This window comes from Peribacillus sp. YIM B13481, assembly GCF_042787985.1.
GTDB lineage: Bacteria > Bacillota > Bacilli > Bacillales > DSM-1321 > Peribacillus > Peribacillus simplex_A.
The window spans coordinates 61,213-80,143 of the sequence record NZ_JBHZPE010000016.1 but is presented as its reverse complement, the minus strand read 5'-3'; the positions used below and the strand labels follow the sequence as shown (position 1 = coordinate 80,143).

Sequence of the window (18,931 nt, the reverse complement as noted above, 5' to 3'; positions counted from 1 at the left end):
GCGACAGGCAGTCGTATGGGGGTGCTGACACAATCAGTGTCCCTCATTTACTTTATTCGACAGAGACGTCATTTCGATGAAACGACGGGCAAAAGAATGAAGCAATTGAATCCCAGATAGTGAAATTCCATTCCCAAGGTTATGCTGCTTTCTTTTGTTTTTGGTCTAAGCGATAACTTAGGAAAGTGAGAAGACTTGCACAGATAGCAACCAGCCCACCGACCAATGACACACTCATCAAATTTCCCTGATGGTAAACAATTCCCCCTAATGCGGAACCAAAGGCGATACCGACATTGCTTGCCACTGGCATCAGTGAAGCAGCTAGTCCTGTAGCTTTTGGTTGATAAATACCGGCAAGGTCTATCAAATAAAGCTGAGTAGATGTTGTTAAAAGGATGGCCATTAATGACATCAAGCCAATGTTAACCAATCCAAAGATAAAATTATTTGTCGTCCAATATAAACTGATCAGAACAATTGCTTGCACGAGGAAAACAAACCGGAGGCGCCCGATAGCATTGTAGCTGGCAATTTTACCAGCGAGTATGTTGCTGAAAATGGAAATGAATCCATAGCCAAACAAAATCAAACTGATTGAACTACTTGGTGCTTCCATTACTTTCAGGATCGGAACAAGATACGTATAAACGGCATACGTAGCCCCAAATCCAAGAGATGGAATGAAAAAAGCCATTAAGATTCGTGGGTGTGTTAACAAAGAAAATTGCTCGCGCATCGAACTGCGAAATGGGCTGTGCATAGTAGGCAAAATGAAGAAAGATGCCAAAAATGCAATTCCACCGAGAAAAGTCGTTAACAGGAAGGTTGCATTCCAGTCGTACATTTCGGCGATGACCGTGCCTATTGGTACTCCAATCACGTTTGCAAGAGTAAAACCACCGAAAACGAATGATATAGCAAGTCCACGTTTTACGATCGGCATGGCTTCACTTGCAACAATCATGGCAAGAGAAATTAAAACTCCTGTTACAATCGCAGTCATCATCCGAAGTGCAAGGAGCATGATGTAGCTTGTCGAAATCACGCACAAAGCATTCAGGATGATGAACGAACCTATCAAAAACAACATCCATTTACGCTTTGGAAAATGACTTGTTGCCGACATTACGAGTGGTGTGGCAATGGCAAACGTAATCGCAAACGCAGAAACGAGTGTGCCTGCTTTTGCATTTGTAATATGGAGACTCGAGGAAATATCGGTTAAGATCCCGATGATAACAAATTCGCTTGTCCCGAGAACAAATGTTAATAAAGTAAGTGTTAAGATGAGTAACCAATGTCGCTTGGATAATTTTGTAGCGTGCATAAATACCTCTTTTCTTAGATGAATGTAAATGTGTCACAGGGTAGATAAACAATCTAATTATCATACCATAAAACATTTTCACGAGGAAAACCCTTGCTTAGTTATCGTTGATTACTTCTATAAAAATTAAATAACGTTAAAAGTACATTTTATAGAAACATCATCAAATGAAACTCAAACCTGATTCATTACTTTAAAAGAAATGAACTAAATAGCAAAGCGTACTTATTTCAAGATACTTTTTGTCGTGTAAACTTATTTTGGGGATTTTCATATATAGGAGATAGATGGAGTTTTGGAAAAGGCCAGTAAAGGTTTTCTGAAAGAACAGAGGGCCTTTATCTGTATCTGAACAGTCATTGTGTGGAGAATTAATGAGGTATTTTACAATAGAAATAAGTAAAACTGAGTTTTCTGCCTATCATGTTGACGATTTTCAGGATCCTTTGGAGCACCTTTTTCAATCTGAGGGAGTTCAACAAGGATATCAATGCCTGGATGTATAATTATATCTTTATAAGAAGTGAGAGTTATTTTTGGATTTTGAACCAATAGATTTAAAAAGCATCGGAATTATGTGATTCCTTTTCGAAGAGATTCTTTCATTATTAGTTTTGGCAGATAAAGACTTCGGAAACGAAGATGAATATCTTGGTTGGCTTGAAAAACAAATTGATTTATCCCCTGAAGAATTTGTATTAGTGATAGAAAACAGAACACCCATTGGTCAACTTTAACACTGTGAAGTGCATAACATTTGTAAAATCTGTTTTTGGGAAGTTGATAATTACGGCTGGAGGTCTTTGAAATTAATAAAAGGGTAAGAGTGATTATTGGATTAATAAGTTGCCCTGTTTTATGCATTTTGGGAGTGAATGGTTTAATAGTTGAGTATCCAGAATCAGGTCCATTATTTATTCCGATAATATTTGCGGTTGGTGTTTTTATTGGACTTATTGGTAACATTATAGAACTTAAAAAAATGAATGTTTCTTGAACTAAAAGGTGCTTTGCTTTTCAGAAAAGTGCTTTAACGGAATGAGAATGTTGAAATGCCTGTAAGAGATTATTATTAAGATTGCCGGCAATGAAGTGGATTATGAAAAAAGTTGTGCATAAAGTGTGGACAAGAGAATGCGGAAAATGAGGGGAAACCCAAACGCATAAGCCTTTCCCTTATTTTTGTGCATAACTTTTTTTATTTTAGAGTAGAAAGAAAACGGACATTAGATAAGATTTTTTTATTTATATCCGAAATCTAGTAAAGCTTCAATTGGGCAAACATCAGAAAAAAGAAACCTATGCAGTCAACACTTGCATAGGTTTCTTCCCTATTTACTGCCCATAACTAATCAGGTTCGTCATGATTCGATATCCGCCTGGAACCTGACCTTGAATTTGTCTGTATAGGACAAGGTTCGTGTAAAGGTAGGTGCCTTTACCGTATTTTGCCATAAGGATTCCGCCATCAAATGGTGCTTCATTCGGATCAGCCATGGAAATGAACGTTTCAAATCGATCATCCCATTTCATTGGGAAGTACAATCCTCTTTCTTGAACCCAATTGTTCCAGTCGTCCGATGTTATTTTATTTGGATAATTAAAAAGCGCTGATTCTGGTTTCAAGACGTTTACCGCGGCATTTTCATCTGTTACCCGCCAGCGAATGGAAGGATTCCCGAGGGTAAGTGGATATGGGGCAGTCTTCAGGGCATCCCATCCATCACCAGGTTTATGGTATTGAACGACGAGATGACCGCCATTTTCCACATATTCAAGTAAGCGAGCGTTATTTGCCTTCAAATCTTCCCTGGATAGATAGGCACGTATGCCTGTAACGATCGTGTCGTATTGGCTCAAATCACCTTCTGCTAAATCAGCTGCTGTTAACTTTGTAATGTTAAGGCCTGCATTGCTTAAGTAATCTGCCACTTTATCAAATCCACTTTCAATGTAACCCACTTTTAATGAAGCCGGCATTAAAAGCTCAAATGCAACGGTGTTGATGGCTGCTGGGTATTGGTAATAGAATGTTCCGATATGGTCATAGGAAATTTCCTGGATGGTTGAATCAAAGGTTTTTCCATTGACAGTGGCAACTGCCTTAACCTGATATTCCCCATTTTGAATTGCCTTCGGTGGTGTGAGGGTGAACTTCACTTGTTTTTCTTCTGATTTTTCATTAAATGATACGGTGGCTTTTTTAGGATGAACTTCCCAATTTTCAGGGATTTTCAAAGCGACCTTTGCTGATGTCTTTCCCTCTGTATAATTTTTCAAGGTTACGGTCACTGGTATTTCTTCTTTTACATCTATTGTATTTACCACGATATCTTCAGGAGATAGGGTAAGGCCAACGTCAGGAAGGACAGCTATCGTTCCATCCAATTCTTCCTTTATGGCAGTTTTGGTGCTGCCGTATTTATAAGAAATATTGGTTGTAATGGTTGATTCATCATAAGCATGGTAATAAGCTGCATCTTCTGGGACTTTAACCTGGTAGGTTATTTTTGCTGATTCATTTGGTTTTAGATTGATTTCTTTAGATTTTGTTTTAGCTGTCCATCCTTTAGGCACGTTCAATGCAGCCGCGACTTTTTTCAATGTTTGTTTCCCGTTATTCTTCAAGGTTACGGTTACGTTCGTAATTTGGCCTTTTGTAAGAATCATTGAAGCAGCTTTAGCTTGAATATCCAGTCCTGAGGAGACATAACTTACGTTTTGCAATTGCTCATCTTTTAATGAGAGCTTATGAATCAAGTCGTTCTTCGTGGCAGGGCTTAGCTTTTCTTTTTTGATTTGCGCAATAATTGAACGAACATTGGAGAGCGCTGTTTGGGATGCTGAAAAAACACGTTTATCATTTGGATAAGCCGCAATAACGGCATCCAAATTTCGTTGTAAGTATTTAAATTCACCCTTTAACTTTGATGCTGAGTGAGGGAGTTTTTCAGCCCATTCTGTAAAATTATAAGGTACACCTGCAAAAAGGTCCGACTGTTTTTTTGTATCAACGGCACTTTGTTTCAAATCCAGATGGATCTGTCGAGGCGCTGCAGGAATATCAGAACCCATGCCTTGGCTTTTATGAAGATAGCGGGATTGTTCCCCAAGCTGTGGGTAAGTCATACCGTATATTGGATCATATTTTCCGATTTCAATCGAAGTGGTTGCTTGATCTGCGGAGGAAACAGGTAAATATAACTTTTTCACTTGCCATACAGATAGACCTTGTTTCAATTGTTGTGGAAAAACAGTTGGATCAGCGGCATCCTTAAAGGCACGTTCACTTAAGATTGTCATTGTTCGATGATGTCCATGCTGGGTATCATCATTTTGGAAGGAAGGCATTAATATATCAGGCTGATACGTTCGAATAAAGCGGATAAGCCGTTCATACGTGAGTTCCTCACCCCACTTTTCTAATGTTTCCCCTGGTGTTTTAGAGAAGCCGAAATCATAAATGGGATCAGAGGTTGTTTCACTTAGATGATACGCCTTCACCCCAGTGATTTTTGCAGCTTCTATCATTTCCCTTGAACGGATGATTCCAAGAGCATTGTCCAGTTCATCCCCAATTTCATTTTGTCCCCCTTCACCCCGATTTGCAATCAGGCTGGATGTCTTCACACCTAATCCTCTCGATAGATAAGCGAGAAAGTCACTTCGTTCATCATCTGGATGGGCTCCGCTGTTTAAGAATGTCACGGTCGTCTCGAGTGGCTTGACTGCATTCCATAACTCAACGTTGGCTTTCTCCGTTTTTGCAGCGCTGCCTCCGAGCGGCAATGATGCAAGAACGAACCAAAGAGAAAGCAAAGATACCAGAGCTTTTTTCATTTTTCTTTGAACCTCCTTCAACTAAAATACCTAAACTTTTGTGAAGAAATTAATGTAGGTTAGTAATATTTTCTAACCAACCAGACGGAAAAAACATATCTAATAAATATCACTGATGGTTATAAATGTAAATAATGCGAAGTAACTATTAAAATAAGAATATTTTAAAAATTGGAAAAATAACTTGTGTGTTAAATCCCTTTAAGTTATATTTTTACTTAATTAGGAAGAATTACTAACTAAATGATGTAAGGCCGTGATGTGATGAGTTTTAAAAGAACACCCAGTCATCAAAAATATGCTAATAAAAAAAGGATCATTCAATGCATTCAACAATGTTCACCCATTTCAAGAGCGGAAATCGCCGTTAAGCTTCAGTTGAGTAAACCGACTGTTTCTCTGGCTGTGGATGAGCTTATACAGGAGAAATGGGTATTTGAGAAAGGGATTGGAGAGTCCTCTTCTCAAGGTGGGAGGAGGCCTATCCAGCTCTTTTTCAATGAGAAGGCTGCCTATATCATTGGGACTGATATTGGCGGGACGAAAGTGAAAATCGTTTTATGTGATTTAAGTGGGAAAATCCTTGCTGAAACTAGTTTTTCAACAAAAAATTATTTGCAATCAGGTCTTCTTAAACAAATGGCGATTGAAACGGAACGGTTAATTGCAAAGAATCAGATTGTGAAAAACAGGATATTAGGGATGGGGGTTGGGATTCCTGGTATAACGCAAACGGCAAGCGGATTAGTCATAGAGGCACCGAGTTTAGGATGGGTTCAATATCCGTTTATAGCCGAAGCGAAACGGTATTTTGATTTCCCTATTTTTCTCGACAATGATGTAAACGCGGCAGCCCTCGGTGAACAGTGGCTGGGTAATGCACAAAATAAGCGAAATTTGTTGTTCATTGCGGTTGGAACCGGTATAGGAAGCGGCATTATCTTGAATAACCAGTTATACAGAGGGGCTTCCAGTGCAGCTGGGGAGATGGGATATATGGTGACGGACAAAGAGGATATGAAGCGTGAATTCAAGCCGATTTTCCATAGATACGGTTATTTGGAAAGTGTCGCAGGAGGAAAATCGATTGGCGGTCATTTTACGAGAGCTGTTCTCAAAGATCCTCAGCATTCTTTATTTGAACGGGCCAAGTCTTCCGAACTGACAGGGGAAGATGCCTTTTTGTCCGCGAAAAAAGGGGACACGACAGCCATGGCCGTCATTAATGAAGCAATCGAACATTTAGCCTGCGGAATTGTCAATGCGGCTAGTTTGCTAAATCCAGATGTAATCATTTTAGGAGGTGGTGTATTAAATTCATCTGAATACATTTTACCTAGAGTTCGTGAAATCGTTGATCGATATCTTCCAAGTTTAGTAGAAATGAAAATTTCACAACTGGGAGAAAACGCAGGAGTATTAGGCGCGGTTTCCCTATTCTTAAGGGAACATGATAGCATTTTGAATTTTCATGATGAGGGGGATTAATAATGAAAAACAGGAAAAAGTCGCTTGTTTCAGTACTGACTTTATCGGCAGCAATATTGTTTTCAGGATGTAACGGTACAGATACGAAAACGAATTCGGATGCTGGCGGTGCCAAGGGAGAAAAAGGTGAGTTGGAAGATAAAATCGTCGTTTATTCACCGCATGGCAAAGATATTTTATCAAAATTCGAAAAGCAGTTCGAAGGTAAATATGGCATTGATGTTGAGTGGCTTGACATGGGGTCACAGGAAATCCTTGACCGTGTTCGCTCAGAAAAGAATAATCCGCAAGCAGACGTTTGGTGGGGAGCACCTTCCACAAACTTCAATCAAGCAAAGGATGAGGGGCTGCTAGCTGCTTATAAGCCTACCTATTCCGATAGTCTCGATGAAGGATTCCGCGATCCGGAATGGTATTGGACGGGAACGAGCCAGACACCGGAAGTCATCATGTACAACAGCAAAGAACTATCCAAAGCCGAAGTGCCGAAAGATTGGGATGAGCTGCTTGATCCGAAGTGGAAAGATGAAATCATCATCCGCTATCCGCTAGCCTCCGGGACGATGAGGACAATTTTTTCTGCGATGATCTATCGTACGTATAAGGATACAAATGATCCACAAGAAGGATATGACTGGTTAAAGAAGCTCGACCAAAATACAAAGGAATATTCAGCCAATCCAGAAATGATGTATAACAAGGTGGCAAAAGGAGAGGGCTCGCTTTCCGTTTGGGCAATGCCGGATGTTGTCATGCTGAAAGAAAATAAAAATTATCCGTTTGAGTTCGTCATTCCTGAAAGCGGAACGCCAGTATTGACAGAAGGAATTGCCATCGTTGAAGGTGCCAAACATCCCAAAGCGGCTGAAGCGTTTTATGAGTTTGTGAATTCACCAGAGGCCGCAAAGATTTTGGCAGAAGACTTTTACAGGATTCCGACCAGAAGTGATGTGAAGGATTTACCTGAATGGATCACGGATACAGAAATTAAAGCGATGGATATTGATTGGAACGCATTCCAAGAAAAAGGTGACGAGTGGATGAAATATTGGGACGAAAATATTAAAAGTGGGGATAAAGAAATTAAAGAATAAGGAAGTGTCGTTGGATGGCGTCAATAAAAATAGAGAATGTCCAAAAAGCCTTCGGGAAAACGATAGCTGTTGATCATTTAAATCTGGAAATCAAAGAAGGCGAGTTTTTTACCTTTCTTGGCCCAAGTGGCTGCGGTAAAACGACAACGCTTCGGATGATTGCCGGTTTTTATTATCCAACAAAAGGCGTCGTCCGATTTGGCGACAAAGATATGACGCGTGTACCTCCGGAGAAAAGGAATACAGGCATGGTATTTCAAAACTATGCCCTCTTTCCCCACATGACTGTATTTGAAAATGTTGCATTTGGTTTGCGCGTGAGAAAAGTTTCTTCAAGCGATTTAAAGGGGAAAGTGCTGGATGCACTTCGCAAAGTCAGGCTGGAGAGCTACTCGAGTCGTCAAGTGAGCCAGTTAAGCGGAGGACAGCAGCAGCGTGTTGCCCTTGCCAGGGCCCTGGTTATTGAACCGGAAATATTGCTGCTGGATGAACCATTAAGTAATCTGGATGCCAAGCTTCGTGATGAAATGAGGGTAGAAATCTTAAGGCTGCAGCGTGATTTTAAGATTACCACCATTTATGTCACACATGATCAAGCTGAGGCATTGTCCATGAGTGATCGGATCGCTGTGTTCAATTATGGTGTATGCCACCAGGTCGGGACGCCGGCAGAAATTTATAATCGGCCGGCCAATGATTTCGTGGCGAGTTTCATAGGTGAGATTAATCTATTGCCCGTTCAATTCGAAAAAGTTCAACAAGATAATATAGTGGTAACCCTAAAAAACAGTGAACAACCGATTAAATTCAATGTGCAAAATCAAGTTAGTGAAGGAATTTCTATTCTGCAGACTGATTATGACCTTGCTGTTTCGATTCGTCCTGAAGCAATCAGAATTCTCGATGTGGCCGAAGAGGGAATGAATATCTTTAAAGGTAAAATCAATTCCGTCCAATTCTTTGGATCTGTAGTAAATGTCATGGTGGATGTTCAAAACGTGTTATTAAGGGTGGATGTATTTAATACTCATGAATTTGGATACTTTTATCAAGGGAAGGAAGTATATGTTCAACTTCCTGGGAAACAGCTGCGCCTTATCCCTGTCATAAGCGGTGATGCTCCATGATTAAAAATCGTGATACTAGACTAACGATTTGGCTCTTAATACCAGTTGTATTAGTGCTCGTGGCTTATGTTCTCTACCCATCGTTGAGGACCTTTATAGAAAGTTTGCAAAAAGACGGATCGATATCACTGGGGAATTATCAGGACTTCTTCGTACAGGAATCAAAAACGAACTTAGAGGCTCTATGGAATTCTGTTTATATATCCATATTGAGTGTATTGGTCAGTGCCTTGATTGGCATTCCGCTCGCATTCATTTTTAACCGTTACGATTTTCCAGGCAGAAGCTTCTTTTCATCAGCTGCGATTTTGCCGATTGTTCTTCCATCATTGGTGGGGGTTATGGCCTTTATGTTTTTATATGGAGAATCGGGATTAATTCCAAATGCTATCAAGGATATGTTCGGTCTCGATAAAGTTCCATTTAAAATTGGCGGGGTATCAGGAATCCTGATCGTGCATGCCTATACGATGTATGTCTATTTTTATATGACCGTATCCGCTGCAATCAATAAAATTGATCCGTCCCTGGAAGAAGCTGCATATAACTTAGGCGCAAATAAATTCAAGGTTTTTTGGAAGGTGACATTTCCATTATTGACACCTGCCATCGTTGCCGCTTCTTTACTTGTTTTCATGATATCAATGGCTTCTTTCAGTGCCCCGTTTCTATTAGCTGGCGGGTACAGGGTGTTGAGCCTGCAAATTTATTTTTCGAAAATCAATGGTGATATGGAAATTGCTGCTACTCAATCCGTCATTCTATCCATTGTTTCAATTTCATTTCTATTATTCATGCGTTGGTATCAGAATAGGAAAGATTACCGCATGGCTTCGAAAGGGATTGGGGCACACAGGAGTGAAGTGAAAAATCCATTTATGAAGTGGGTGATGGTCGGAACGGGTATCATCGGCGTACTTATTCTGCTTTTACCGCACTTTACGATTCTATTGCTTTCGCTTGTGCCGGATGGGACCTGGACGTTTCAAACGTACCCGACAGTATTTAATGCGGAAAATTACCGACTTTTGTTTGAAGACCCCAATATCTTTAAACCGTTACGAAATAGTTTACTGATGGCTGTTATTGCCACACTAGCAAATTTGGTGTTTGGGGTCATCGCGTCCTATGTTCTTGTCAAACGGAAATTCGTCGGGAAAAGCTTTATTGATATCCTAGTCATGATTCCGTGGGCCTTGCCTGCAACGGTTATTGGGATGAACTTGATATTCGCATTTAATGAACCTAGCGTTTTTTCTTTCGGTCAAATATTAGTAGGAACATTTTGGATTTTGCCCCTTGCCTATTTCATCAGACATATTCCCCTTGTTGTTCGCTCAACTAACGCCGTTCTGGAGCAGCTTGATGACTCAATTGAGGAAGCGGCAAGAAACTTGGGGGCAAAGTGGTTTTATACCTTCAGAAAGGTCATATTACCGATTATTTTGCCTGGTGTTTTATCAGGTGCATTATTAGCCTTTATAGAGTCTGTAGGAGAATTCCCAACCTCAGTCCTGTTGTACACGATTTCAAACAGACCGATATCTATTGAAATCATGAATCAGCTTCGGATGTTCAATATGGGGCAGGCAGCTGCCTATGGGATGATTCAAATCACGCTGATAGTTATCGTTCTTTTTATTTCGAACAAGTTTTTTGGAATCAAAGCGGAAAAAGCTTTATAAATCGGAGGTTCAAAGATGAGTAAGCTTGAAGAATTTATCAAAAATGAAGGCAGTGTTTTTCCCGGAAAAACATATGCAGAAGAGCTTTTAATGCCTGTTTTTAATGATCAAAGAGATTACTTATTTCATGTTATGTTCGATATTCATCGGGCACATGTCATCATGCTTTCGGAACAAAAGATCATTAAAGAAGAAGAAGCGAAAACCATGCTGGAGGGGATTCGGAAAGTGGCTCAAACAGATCTCACTCTCCTGACCTATCAACCTCAATTCGAAGACTTATTTTTCATGATGGAGGCAAAGATTGGCGAGGAAATCGGTCACGAGCTCGCAGGAAAGATTCATATCGGCCGCAGCCGTAATGATATGGGAGTTGCGATGTATCGGCTTGTTATAAGAGGTCATCTTCTCCAATTGATCGGCTATGCAAACCAATTGAGCGAGGCATTCTTGGTGCAGGCAGAAAAACATATAGAAACCTATATTACTGGTTACACGCATACCCAACCGGCTCAGCCGACTACATTAGGCCATTATTTTTTAGCCATTTATGACGTTCTTCAAAGGGATATTGGACGGTTATGGGCAGCCTATGAAACGGTGAACCAATCCCCCCTGGGCGCGGCTGCGTTAACAACTACTGGTTTTCCAATCAGCCGCAACCGTACCGCTGAACTGCTTGGGTTTGAGGCGGTTGTTGAAAATTCCTATGACTCGATAGGCGGGGCTGATTATTTATTGGAAACCGCAACTGCCATTATGACGTGCATGGTTAATACTGGGAGGTGGATTCAAGATTTCTTGCAGCATGTGACAAGGGAGTTTGGTACATTTCATGTGGCAGATCCTTATGTTCAAGTTAGCAGCATCATGCCGCAAAAAAGAAACCCAGTATCAATTGAACATTCCCGTTCGATTGCAAGCAGTGCGTATGGTGATGCACTTGCTGCAATGAATATGATCCACAACACACCATTTGGTGATATCGTCGATACGGAAGATGATTTACAGCCGCATTTATATCGGGCTTTTTCGAATGCAGGACGTGTCATGAAACTAATGTATGCAGTCATATCAACATTGAAAGTAAATGAAGAACATACAAAAAAAATGGCCGCAAAATCCAGTATAACGGTTACTGAATTAGCTGATACCCTATCAAGAGATTACGAGATATCATTTAGAAAAGCCCATTCCATAGCAAGTACAATTGCAAAACGGTCGATAAGTGAAGGGAAAGAGCTATATGATTGGGACACACAAGAAATCAACAAGATCATCAATGAATTCGTTGCAGTGAATTTAACTGAAGACGAATGGAAAAAAATCATCTCTCCTGAATACTTTGTGGAAATTAGAAGCATTCAAGGCGGGCCCAGCCCGAAAGAGGTTTCGAGGATGATTGTAAATAGAAAACAAAAACTGGAACAAGCGTTGCAGGAGTATAAGGAAATGGTTAAAACATTGAATGATGGAAGGAAGGCTTTAGTGGATTACTAAGTTATGAGTTTTAACGGGCATTAAACTCACGAGTATTTGCTCCAAACTCACGAGTAAAAGCATGAAATTCACGAGTATTTGCTCCAATCGCGAGTAAAAACAATGCGGGATGTATTTTAAAGTTCATATTTCATAATATATAGTCATTCTTTATTAGGGTGGCTATTTATTTTGATTTCTATTACAACTGAGATTTCCCTAATGAAAGTAAATGAAGATTATTTCCAAAGTGATGCCGTTATTTGTAAAATACATAATATAAGGCGGAACGTTAATGTCAAATAGATCTCAGTTCGGTTTTATCCTGATTTTAATAGCTTTTGTAATATCGATTACTTTTTGCTTTAATCCGGAAGCCTTATTAAAAGGTGGATATGATTTAGCTATGGATGGTCTGGTAGTAGCCAGAACCTTGATGAATTTATAATAGGGGATTTGATTATAAACAAAAAAGATTGGTAGTTTATTATGAGACATTGGTTTTTGACGGCCATTAACTTTCTATAATCACTCTTAAGAAAAAGGACATTATTACTGTATTATTCGAAGGAAGGCTCAGTCTTTTGACTGAGCCTTCCGATGTTCCTTCACAGGATTTCCAAAATAATCAGCATCAATGAGTGCTTCATATATCGTTAACGGATTTTGGTTCCAACTGAACCGCATGATTCCTGAGGGCAACACTTACCGTTATCATCACAATGAAATTGAATGCCAAGGCGATGATTCCCACATTCAAATCTTTCGCTGCTTGTGGCAAGGATGGAAACAGGGTCCCTATTGTTGAATGACTGAGTGTAATGTAGATCACGATGGCCAATCCGGTGATGATGCCGGCGATTGCGCCATATTTATTGATTGGATTCTTTTTCTTCTTCAGACTAAATAGAAGGGACGGGAAAAGCTGTGTGATGAGACTGTATCCCATGAGAATTAATGCTGACATCGTTTCGCCGCCGTTTAAGGTGAAGTAGACGGCTATAAGGGCAATGATTGGCACAAGGATCTTTGCCAATCTTACAACGTGGCGATCTGATACTGTAGGTGCAAATTCCTTATAGACGTTTTTAGCGAGCAGTGTAGCGACGCTCATCAAAAGCATGGATCCCGGCACCAATGCGGTCAGCAACCCAGCGCCGCCGATTATACCTATAAACCATGGGTCAAAGGTCTCGATCGAAAGGCGCAGCAATGAGAGGTCTGCATCTGCCCCTACGAGTCCAGGCACTTTCAATATAGCTGTAAACCCTACAAAAAATACGAATAACAGCATGAGCGTATATAAAGGGCTGATGATGGCATTTTTTCGAAATACCTTCCCGCTGCGAGCTGAATAAACCGCGCTGAAAACTTGGGGCCACATATAGAAACCAAATACGAGCAATATTACCGTGGAGATGAACCATGATATGCTAAGTCCCTGCTCGGGGAACTTTAGAAAACCAGGCTTGGCCGCATCAATTGCTTCAAACATCGGCTGAAATCCACCAAAGTAATGAATGGGCAGATAAATTCCTAAGAATCCTATAATAGCGATCATCATGATATCTTTAATGACTGCTGTCCAGACTGAGCCGTGTATACCGGAAATCATTACATAAATGGTAAGGCCGATTGCCCCCATCCATACCGCCGCAGACATTGAGATTGCACCATAAGATGCCTCTGAGACAATGATCCCCAATCCTTTCAGCTGCACGACGATCACTGGAATCATCGACACCACACCAACAAGCGCAGCCAAAATTCCTAAACTGGGACTCTTATATTTGCTTACAAAAAAATCGGATTGGGACATCAGTTTATTTTCTTTGGCATATTTCCATATTTCAGGAAGGAGCCAATAGGATAATACGTAAGACAAAGTAATGTAAATAAGAACATATAGAGCGGGTGCGCCCTTGCCATAGGCCCAGCCGCTGCCGCCAAGGAAGGAGAAGGTCGTATAGATTTCCCCAGCCATCAGCAGGAAGACGAATATTGCACCAAAACCGCGTCCGCCCACCGTCCATTGTTCCAAGTTCATATCTTTTCCTTTTGAAGAACGAATGCCTAAAAATATCGATAGTAGTAAAAAAGCTAAAATGATTATGAGGGCAATATTCATTCCTGGTCACCTTCCCGATTCCGGGGATCCAGCTTATACATGATGCCCAAGATGGCAGAGGTAAGGACCACCCACATAGCCATCCAGAACATATTGAAAGGCATCCCTAATACATAAGGTTCTATTCTATTAACAAAAGGTAGAAATCCTAGTATGCCTATAAAAGGAACTAGAGTAAGGATATATAGAATCTTCATTAAACAAACCCCTCCGTTTTAAATAAAGTGAAACGTCCAACAATGGGGGTTTTACTTCAGTGCCACTGATGGATGGGTGAACCAAACTGGATGGAAAATTCATACATGACGGATATTCCTTCTTTGATAAGGAACCGATGATAAATATAAGCTTACACTATTTTGATATGAAATTTAATGCAGTTGCTTGATATATTTTTAGCAACAGAGCCGCTGATAAAAGATAAAGCCTTGAATTCTTATTGAGTTCAAGGCTTTATCCTTTTACTATCTTTTTTTCTGATAGTTATATAGTATCACCAAGACCATGAACCAGATTGGCGTCATGAGCAGTGATAGCCGTGTGGCTTCAGCGAATAGCATAACAATAAGGATGAACAGGAATAATCCTAAAATGGCGTAATTGATAAAGGGTGTAAAAGGAGCCCTGAAAGTTGATTCGGCTCTTAGGTCCGGCCGTGTTTTCGAATATTTGATATGTGAGATCAAGATGATGCTCCATACCCATATGAAACAGATGGCACTGATGGTTGTCACAACGGTAAATGCCTGTTCCGGTATCAGTTTGCTTAACAATGCTCCTAGTGATACAACGATTGTTGATGTTAATAAGGCATTGCTAGGAACAGCCTGTTGATTTAATTTTTCAAGTTTAGCAGGGGCTTCTCCATTCCTGCTTAACGTATAGAGTATTCGGCTTGTTGAAAATAAACCGCTGTTGCATGCAGAAGCAGCTGATGTCAAAACGACGAAATTGATGATCCCTGCAGCGACAGGAATGCCGATTAGCGCAAAGACTTCTACAAATGGGCTGCTCGTGGCATCCAGTTGTGTCCAAGGGTTGACACAGAGAATGACGAATATGGCACCTACATAGAAAAGTAAAATCCGGACTGGGATTTTATTGATGGCAGACGGAATGTTCTTTCTCGGGTTCGCCGTTTCTGCTGCTGAAACCCCGACCAATTCGACACCTACAAAGGAGAAGACGACCAGCTGTAAAGACAACAGGAATCCGGAAATTCCATTAGGGAACATGCCTCCATGAGTCCATAGGTTCGTTAGGGAAACCGTTCCCGTATTGGTATTGAAGCCGATGGCCAAGAGAATGATTCCTACGAATATCAAGGTGATGATCGTGATTACTTTTATGATGGCAAACCAGAATTCCAATTCGCCAAATAACTTAACGGTCAATAGGTTCAATCCTAACAGAATGACAAGGCATATTAGAGCCGGTATCCATTGAGGGATATCGAACCAGTATTGTATATAGACACCGACAGCTATGATATCGGCCATTGCGGTCATGATCCAACAGAACCAATATGTCCAACCGGTCACGAAGCCAGCCCATGGGCCGACATATTCGGTTGCGAATTCAGTGAATGACGTATACCCTGCATTGGATAAGAGCAATTCGCCTAGGGCTCTCATCACAAAAAACAAGGCAATTCCAATTATTAGATAGGAGAAGATGATAGATGGACCTGCCATTTGTATGGCTTTTCCGGATCCCAAAAATAAACCGGTTCCAATGGTTCCTCCTATTGCAATAAGTTGTACATGACGATTTTTTAAATCTCTTTTTAATTCCTGTTTAGCCAATTCGTACGCCCCCGTCTTTTATAGTCTTGGTAGTGAATGATTTCAAACCTGCATGGTCTTGGAGAGAGAGGTGATTTTTTCACCCAGCTTGCCAATGGTTTTCACGAGTGTTGTTTTAAGTCCAATCACAAAGTGGACAATAAAAAAAGAGATTGGATATACCAATCTCTTAAAGGGTTCAGAATAACAATTTATCATTCGTTACTCTTCTGTCCTTTTGCCTGAGATTGTGAATCCTTCGGCGCTGCATCTTGTACAGTCTCTCCAGAAGCTGCTCCTGCTATAGTGTCATCCATAGCATTCATCGCTTGCTTGTATGCGGTTGTGTAAAAATGTCTGTCTGCGGTGATCTTCCACTGCTGAAGCATTCATTATACTTATAAAATAATATTGGAATTCTATCATCTATTTTTCTGAAGGTCAACAATTTTTTTTGGGAGTTAGCCAGTCTTATATGAGGTTTATAACACATTGAAATGGTTTTAATTTTTTTGAACGTTCACTTGAAAAGACTTTGAATGGTTCAAAGCAGAAGTGATTGTTTTCTACTCTTTTTTTTATGTAATCACTATTATAAAATACTGATTCACTTTTTTTGAAAAGGTATTTTAAGATAGGAAAAATCGTCAAGATATATTTGACAACTGTTTTTTTGAAAAATACATTTGTGTTTTTACAGAGTATTTACTATTATAAGATAAGAAAACAAAATTAAAGTGTTATTTATATGATTACGATAAGGCATTTCTAACCACAATAATAAATAGAGTCGATTGGCGGTAAGGATGGAAGAGCATTGCTGCTAATATTGCATCTGGGGGAGTTAATCATGTCAAACAAGGAATTAAAGAGAGGGCTGGAGGCACGTCACATTCAAATGATAGCTTTGGGCGGAACCATTGGGGTCGGGTTATTCATGGGATCGGCGAGCACGATCAAATGGACAGGGCCTTCTGTAATGCTTGCATATGCCATCGCAGGTATATTTATATTTTTCATCATGCGTTCTATGGGGGAGATGCTATATTTAGAACCGACTACGGGTTCTTTTGCATCCTTTGCTAGCAGCTATATACATCCTTTGGCAGGTTATATGACTGCTTGGAGCAATTGGTTTCAATGGGTAATCGTAGGAATGTCCGAAATCATCGCCGTTGGAATGTATATGCAGTATTGGTTCCCGGAGTTACCAGCTTGGATTCCAGGTGTGGTCGCCATGATCATCTTGGGGGCAGCCAACCTCATTTCCGTAAAATCTTTCGGGGAATTTGAATTTTGGTTTGCGCTTATAAAAATAATAACGATTGTATTGATGATCATTGCCGGCCTTGGCCTTATTTTCTTTGGAATAGGGAATGGCGGAGACGCAATTGGATTATCGAATCTTTGGGCAAATGGCGGCTTCTTTACTGGAGGCTGGACAGGATTCTTCTTTGCGCTTTCCCTTGTCGTGGCTTCCTATCAAGGCGTTGAGCTCATCGGCATCGCGGCCGGAGAAGCGAAGAATCCAACGAAGACCGTAACAAAAGCGATCCAATCAATCATATGGCGCATTTTAATTTTCTATATTGGCGCTATATTCGTCATCGTGACGGTTTATCCATGGGATAAACTAGATGACATCGGAAGTCCATTCGTTTCAACCTTTGCTAAAATCGGTATCACAGCAGCTGCAGGCATCATTAACTTTGTCGTAATCACTGCGGCAATGTCCGGATGCAACAGTGGGATCTTCAGTGCAGGGCGTATGCTTTACACACTGGCATTGAATGGCCAAGCTCCTAAAATCTTTGCAAAAGTATCTAAAAGTGGAGTGCCGGCATATTGTACGATCGCTGTACTATTAGGATTGGGTATCGGGGTTGTCCTGAATTACCTTGCACCGCCGGAATTATTCCTTTATGTGTACAGTGCGAGTGTTTTACCCGGAATGATTCCATGGTTTGTCATACTTATCAGTGAGCTTAAATTCAGAAAGGTAAATGCTGCTGAAATGGAGAAACATCCGTTCAAAATGCCGTTTGCCCCTTACAGTAATTATGCGACAATTGCCTTTTTACTGATGGTGCTGGTGGGTATGTGGATCAATCCAAGTACCAGGATTTCCTTGGTTGTCGGGATTGTTTTCCTAGCATTGGTCGTAGTAAGTTATTACATGCTGAAAATGGATAAACGAATACCATTGGATGCTAAATCCGATGATGAGATTTCCAGTTAAGAAGTCTCGTGCCATTTTGATAAAAAGATGAGTGATACGAGTTTTTCTATAATAAGGATTTTTGGAGATCATCTTGTTTAATCTACGTTCATGACTCGAGCTTTGCCGAGTGTGTTTCCCCTTAGTATAAATATAATAGACACTAATTAAAGTTGTGCATAAATTGTGGATAAAACAAAGAGAGATAAAGAGAAATCTTCATCCCTCAGGCTTTTTCCCAACTTGTGCATGACTTTTTTTGGTTATTGTAGAAAAAAATTCTCAATAAAGGTATGGAGTATTTCAAGTATTTCCTTGGTAGAAAATAAGGTTTTCCTAACTGGTGCATGAATTTTATGTAAATGTTTTTGGGATATAATTTGTAAAAAATAAACGGTTCATTTTGCACATATAGGCTATTTAAGATTTTTAAGTATAATGTTTAAGGGGAATGATTATAGGTTTTAGCATATGTTCTGAAAATCGAATGTTTGTTTTTTGTACCTTTATTCACCTAATTTTTTCAAATTTAAAAGGATATTGATAGGTAATTCCGAAAAATCAATGGTAATATTTTAAAAATATAAATATTTTTTAAGTGTTGTGGAATTTAAAATAATCTTATATACTTAAAAAAACTATTTTCCTATATGTAACTGGCGCAACATGGAGTACCATGGGGGAGCATATAGAGTATAAGCCGCGCGCCTGGGCAAACACTTGATTTATAGATCAAGTGTTTTTTATTTTCCTAGGAA

At 40.1% G+C, this 18,931-nt stretch carries 12 protein-coding genes and 2 riboswitches; of the genes, 7 read left to right on the top strand and 5 right to left on the bottom strand.

Annotated features, from left to right (window positions below):
• Nucleotides 1-139 precede the first annotated feature (139 nt).
• Together ACFX4X_RS11855 and ACFX4X_RS11850 are read right to left on the bottom strand one after the other, a co-directional pair.
• Nucleotides 140-1,330: an MFS transporter gene (locus ACFX4X_RS11855; protein WP_377383626.1), complete on the bottom strand. Its 1,191-nt coding sequence runs from the start codon at nucleotides 1,328-1,330 to the stop codon at nucleotides 140-142.
• A gap of 1,335 nt (nucleotides 1,331-2,665) precedes the next feature.
• Nucleotides 2,666-5,170, bottom strand: a complete 2,505-nt coding sequence (locus ACFX4X_RS11850) for an NEW3 domain-containing protein (RefSeq protein WP_377383623.1) — start codon at nucleotides 5,168-5,170, stop codon at nucleotides 2,666-2,668.
• A 264-nt stretch (nucleotides 5,171-5,434) separates the two neighbouring features.
• Here ACFX4X_RS11850 and ACFX4X_RS11845 point away from each other — a divergent pair, with 264 nt between their 5' ends.
• From ACFX4X_RS11845 to ACFX4X_RS11820, 6 genes are all read left to right on the top strand, one after another.
• Nucleotides 5,435-6,658, top strand: a complete 1,224-nt coding sequence (locus ACFX4X_RS11845; RefSeq protein WP_377383620.1) for an ROK family transcriptional regulator — start codon at nucleotides 5,435-5,437, stop codon at nucleotides 6,656-6,658.
• A gap of 2 nt (nucleotides 6,659-6,660) precedes the next feature.
• On the top strand, nucleotides 6,661-7,752 hold the full coding sequence (locus tag ACFX4X_RS11840) for an extracellular solute-binding protein (RefSeq protein ID WP_377383617.1): 1,092 nt from the start codon (nucleotides 6,661-6,663) through the stop codon (nucleotides 7,750-7,752).
• Between the two features lie 14 nt (nucleotides 7,753-7,766).
• The gene (locus ACFX4X_RS11835; protein WP_377383614.1) at nucleotides 7,767-8,879 is read left to right on the top strand and encodes an ABC transporter ATP-binding protein; all 1,113 of its coding nucleotides are present in this window, start codon (nucleotides 7,767-7,769) and stop codon (nucleotides 8,877-8,879) included.
• Nucleotides 8,876-10,564, top strand: coding sequence for an ABC transporter permease (locus ACFX4X_RS11830; RefSeq protein ID WP_377383611.1), 1,689 nt, complete (start codon nucleotides 8,876-8,878; stop codon nucleotides 10,562-10,564). The genes ACFX4X_RS11835 and ACFX4X_RS11830 overlap by 4 nt, the downstream gene beginning before the upstream one ends.
• Nucleotides 10,565-10,579: 15 nt before the next feature.
• Entirely contained in the window at nucleotides 10,580-12,064 is a 1,485-nt protein-coding gene (gene argH, locus ACFX4X_RS11825) for an argininosuccinate lyase (protein ID WP_089362813.1), read from the top strand.
• Between the two features lie 274 nt (nucleotides 12,065-12,338).
• Entirely contained in the window at nucleotides 12,339-12,491 is a 153-nt protein-coding gene (locus tag ACFX4X_RS11820; protein WP_377383608.1) for a hypothetical protein, read from the top strand.
• Nucleotides 12,492-12,689: 198 nt separating this feature from the next.
• Here ACFX4X_RS11820 and ACFX4X_RS11815 read toward each other — a convergent pair whose 3' ends face one another.
• The 3 genes from ACFX4X_RS11815 to ACFX4X_RS11805 form a co-directional block, all read right to left on the bottom strand.
• A complete protein-coding gene (locus ACFX4X_RS11815; protein WP_377383605.1) occupies nucleotides 12,690-14,171 on the bottom strand; it encodes a sodium:solute symporter family protein in 1,482 nt (493 codons plus the stop codon).
• Nucleotides 14,168-14,368 (bottom strand): DUF3311 domain-containing protein, encoded by a 201-nt coding sequence (locus ACFX4X_RS11810; RefSeq protein ID WP_061461660.1) that lies wholly within the window; start codon nucleotides 14,366-14,368, stop codon nucleotides 14,168-14,170. The genes ACFX4X_RS11815 and ACFX4X_RS11810 overlap by 4 nt, the downstream gene beginning before the upstream one ends.
• A gap of 267 nt (nucleotides 14,369-14,635) precedes the next feature.
• The gene (locus tag ACFX4X_RS11805) at nucleotides 14,636-15,976 is read right to left on the bottom strand and encodes an amino acid permease (protein WP_061461661.1); all 1,341 of its coding nucleotides are present in this window, start codon (nucleotides 15,974-15,976) and stop codon (nucleotides 14,636-14,638) included.
• A gap of 199 nt (nucleotides 15,977-16,175) precedes the next feature.
• A riboswitch (glycine riboswitch) is annotated at nucleotides 16,176-16,254 on the bottom strand.
• Nucleotides 16,255-16,805: 551 nt separating this feature from the next.
• Between ACFX4X_RS11805 and ACFX4X_RS11800 the strand changes: the two genes are divergently transcribed.
• The gene (locus ACFX4X_RS11800) at nucleotides 16,806-18,194 is read left to right on the top strand and encodes an amino acid permease (protein ID WP_284471787.1); all 1,389 of its coding nucleotides are present in this window, start codon (nucleotides 16,806-16,808) and stop codon (nucleotides 18,192-18,194) included.
• 621 nt (nucleotides 18,195-18,815) lie between these two features.
• A riboswitch (ZMP/ZTP riboswitch) is annotated at nucleotides 18,816-18,894 on the top strand.
• Nucleotides 18,895-18,931: the final 37 nt, after the last annotated feature.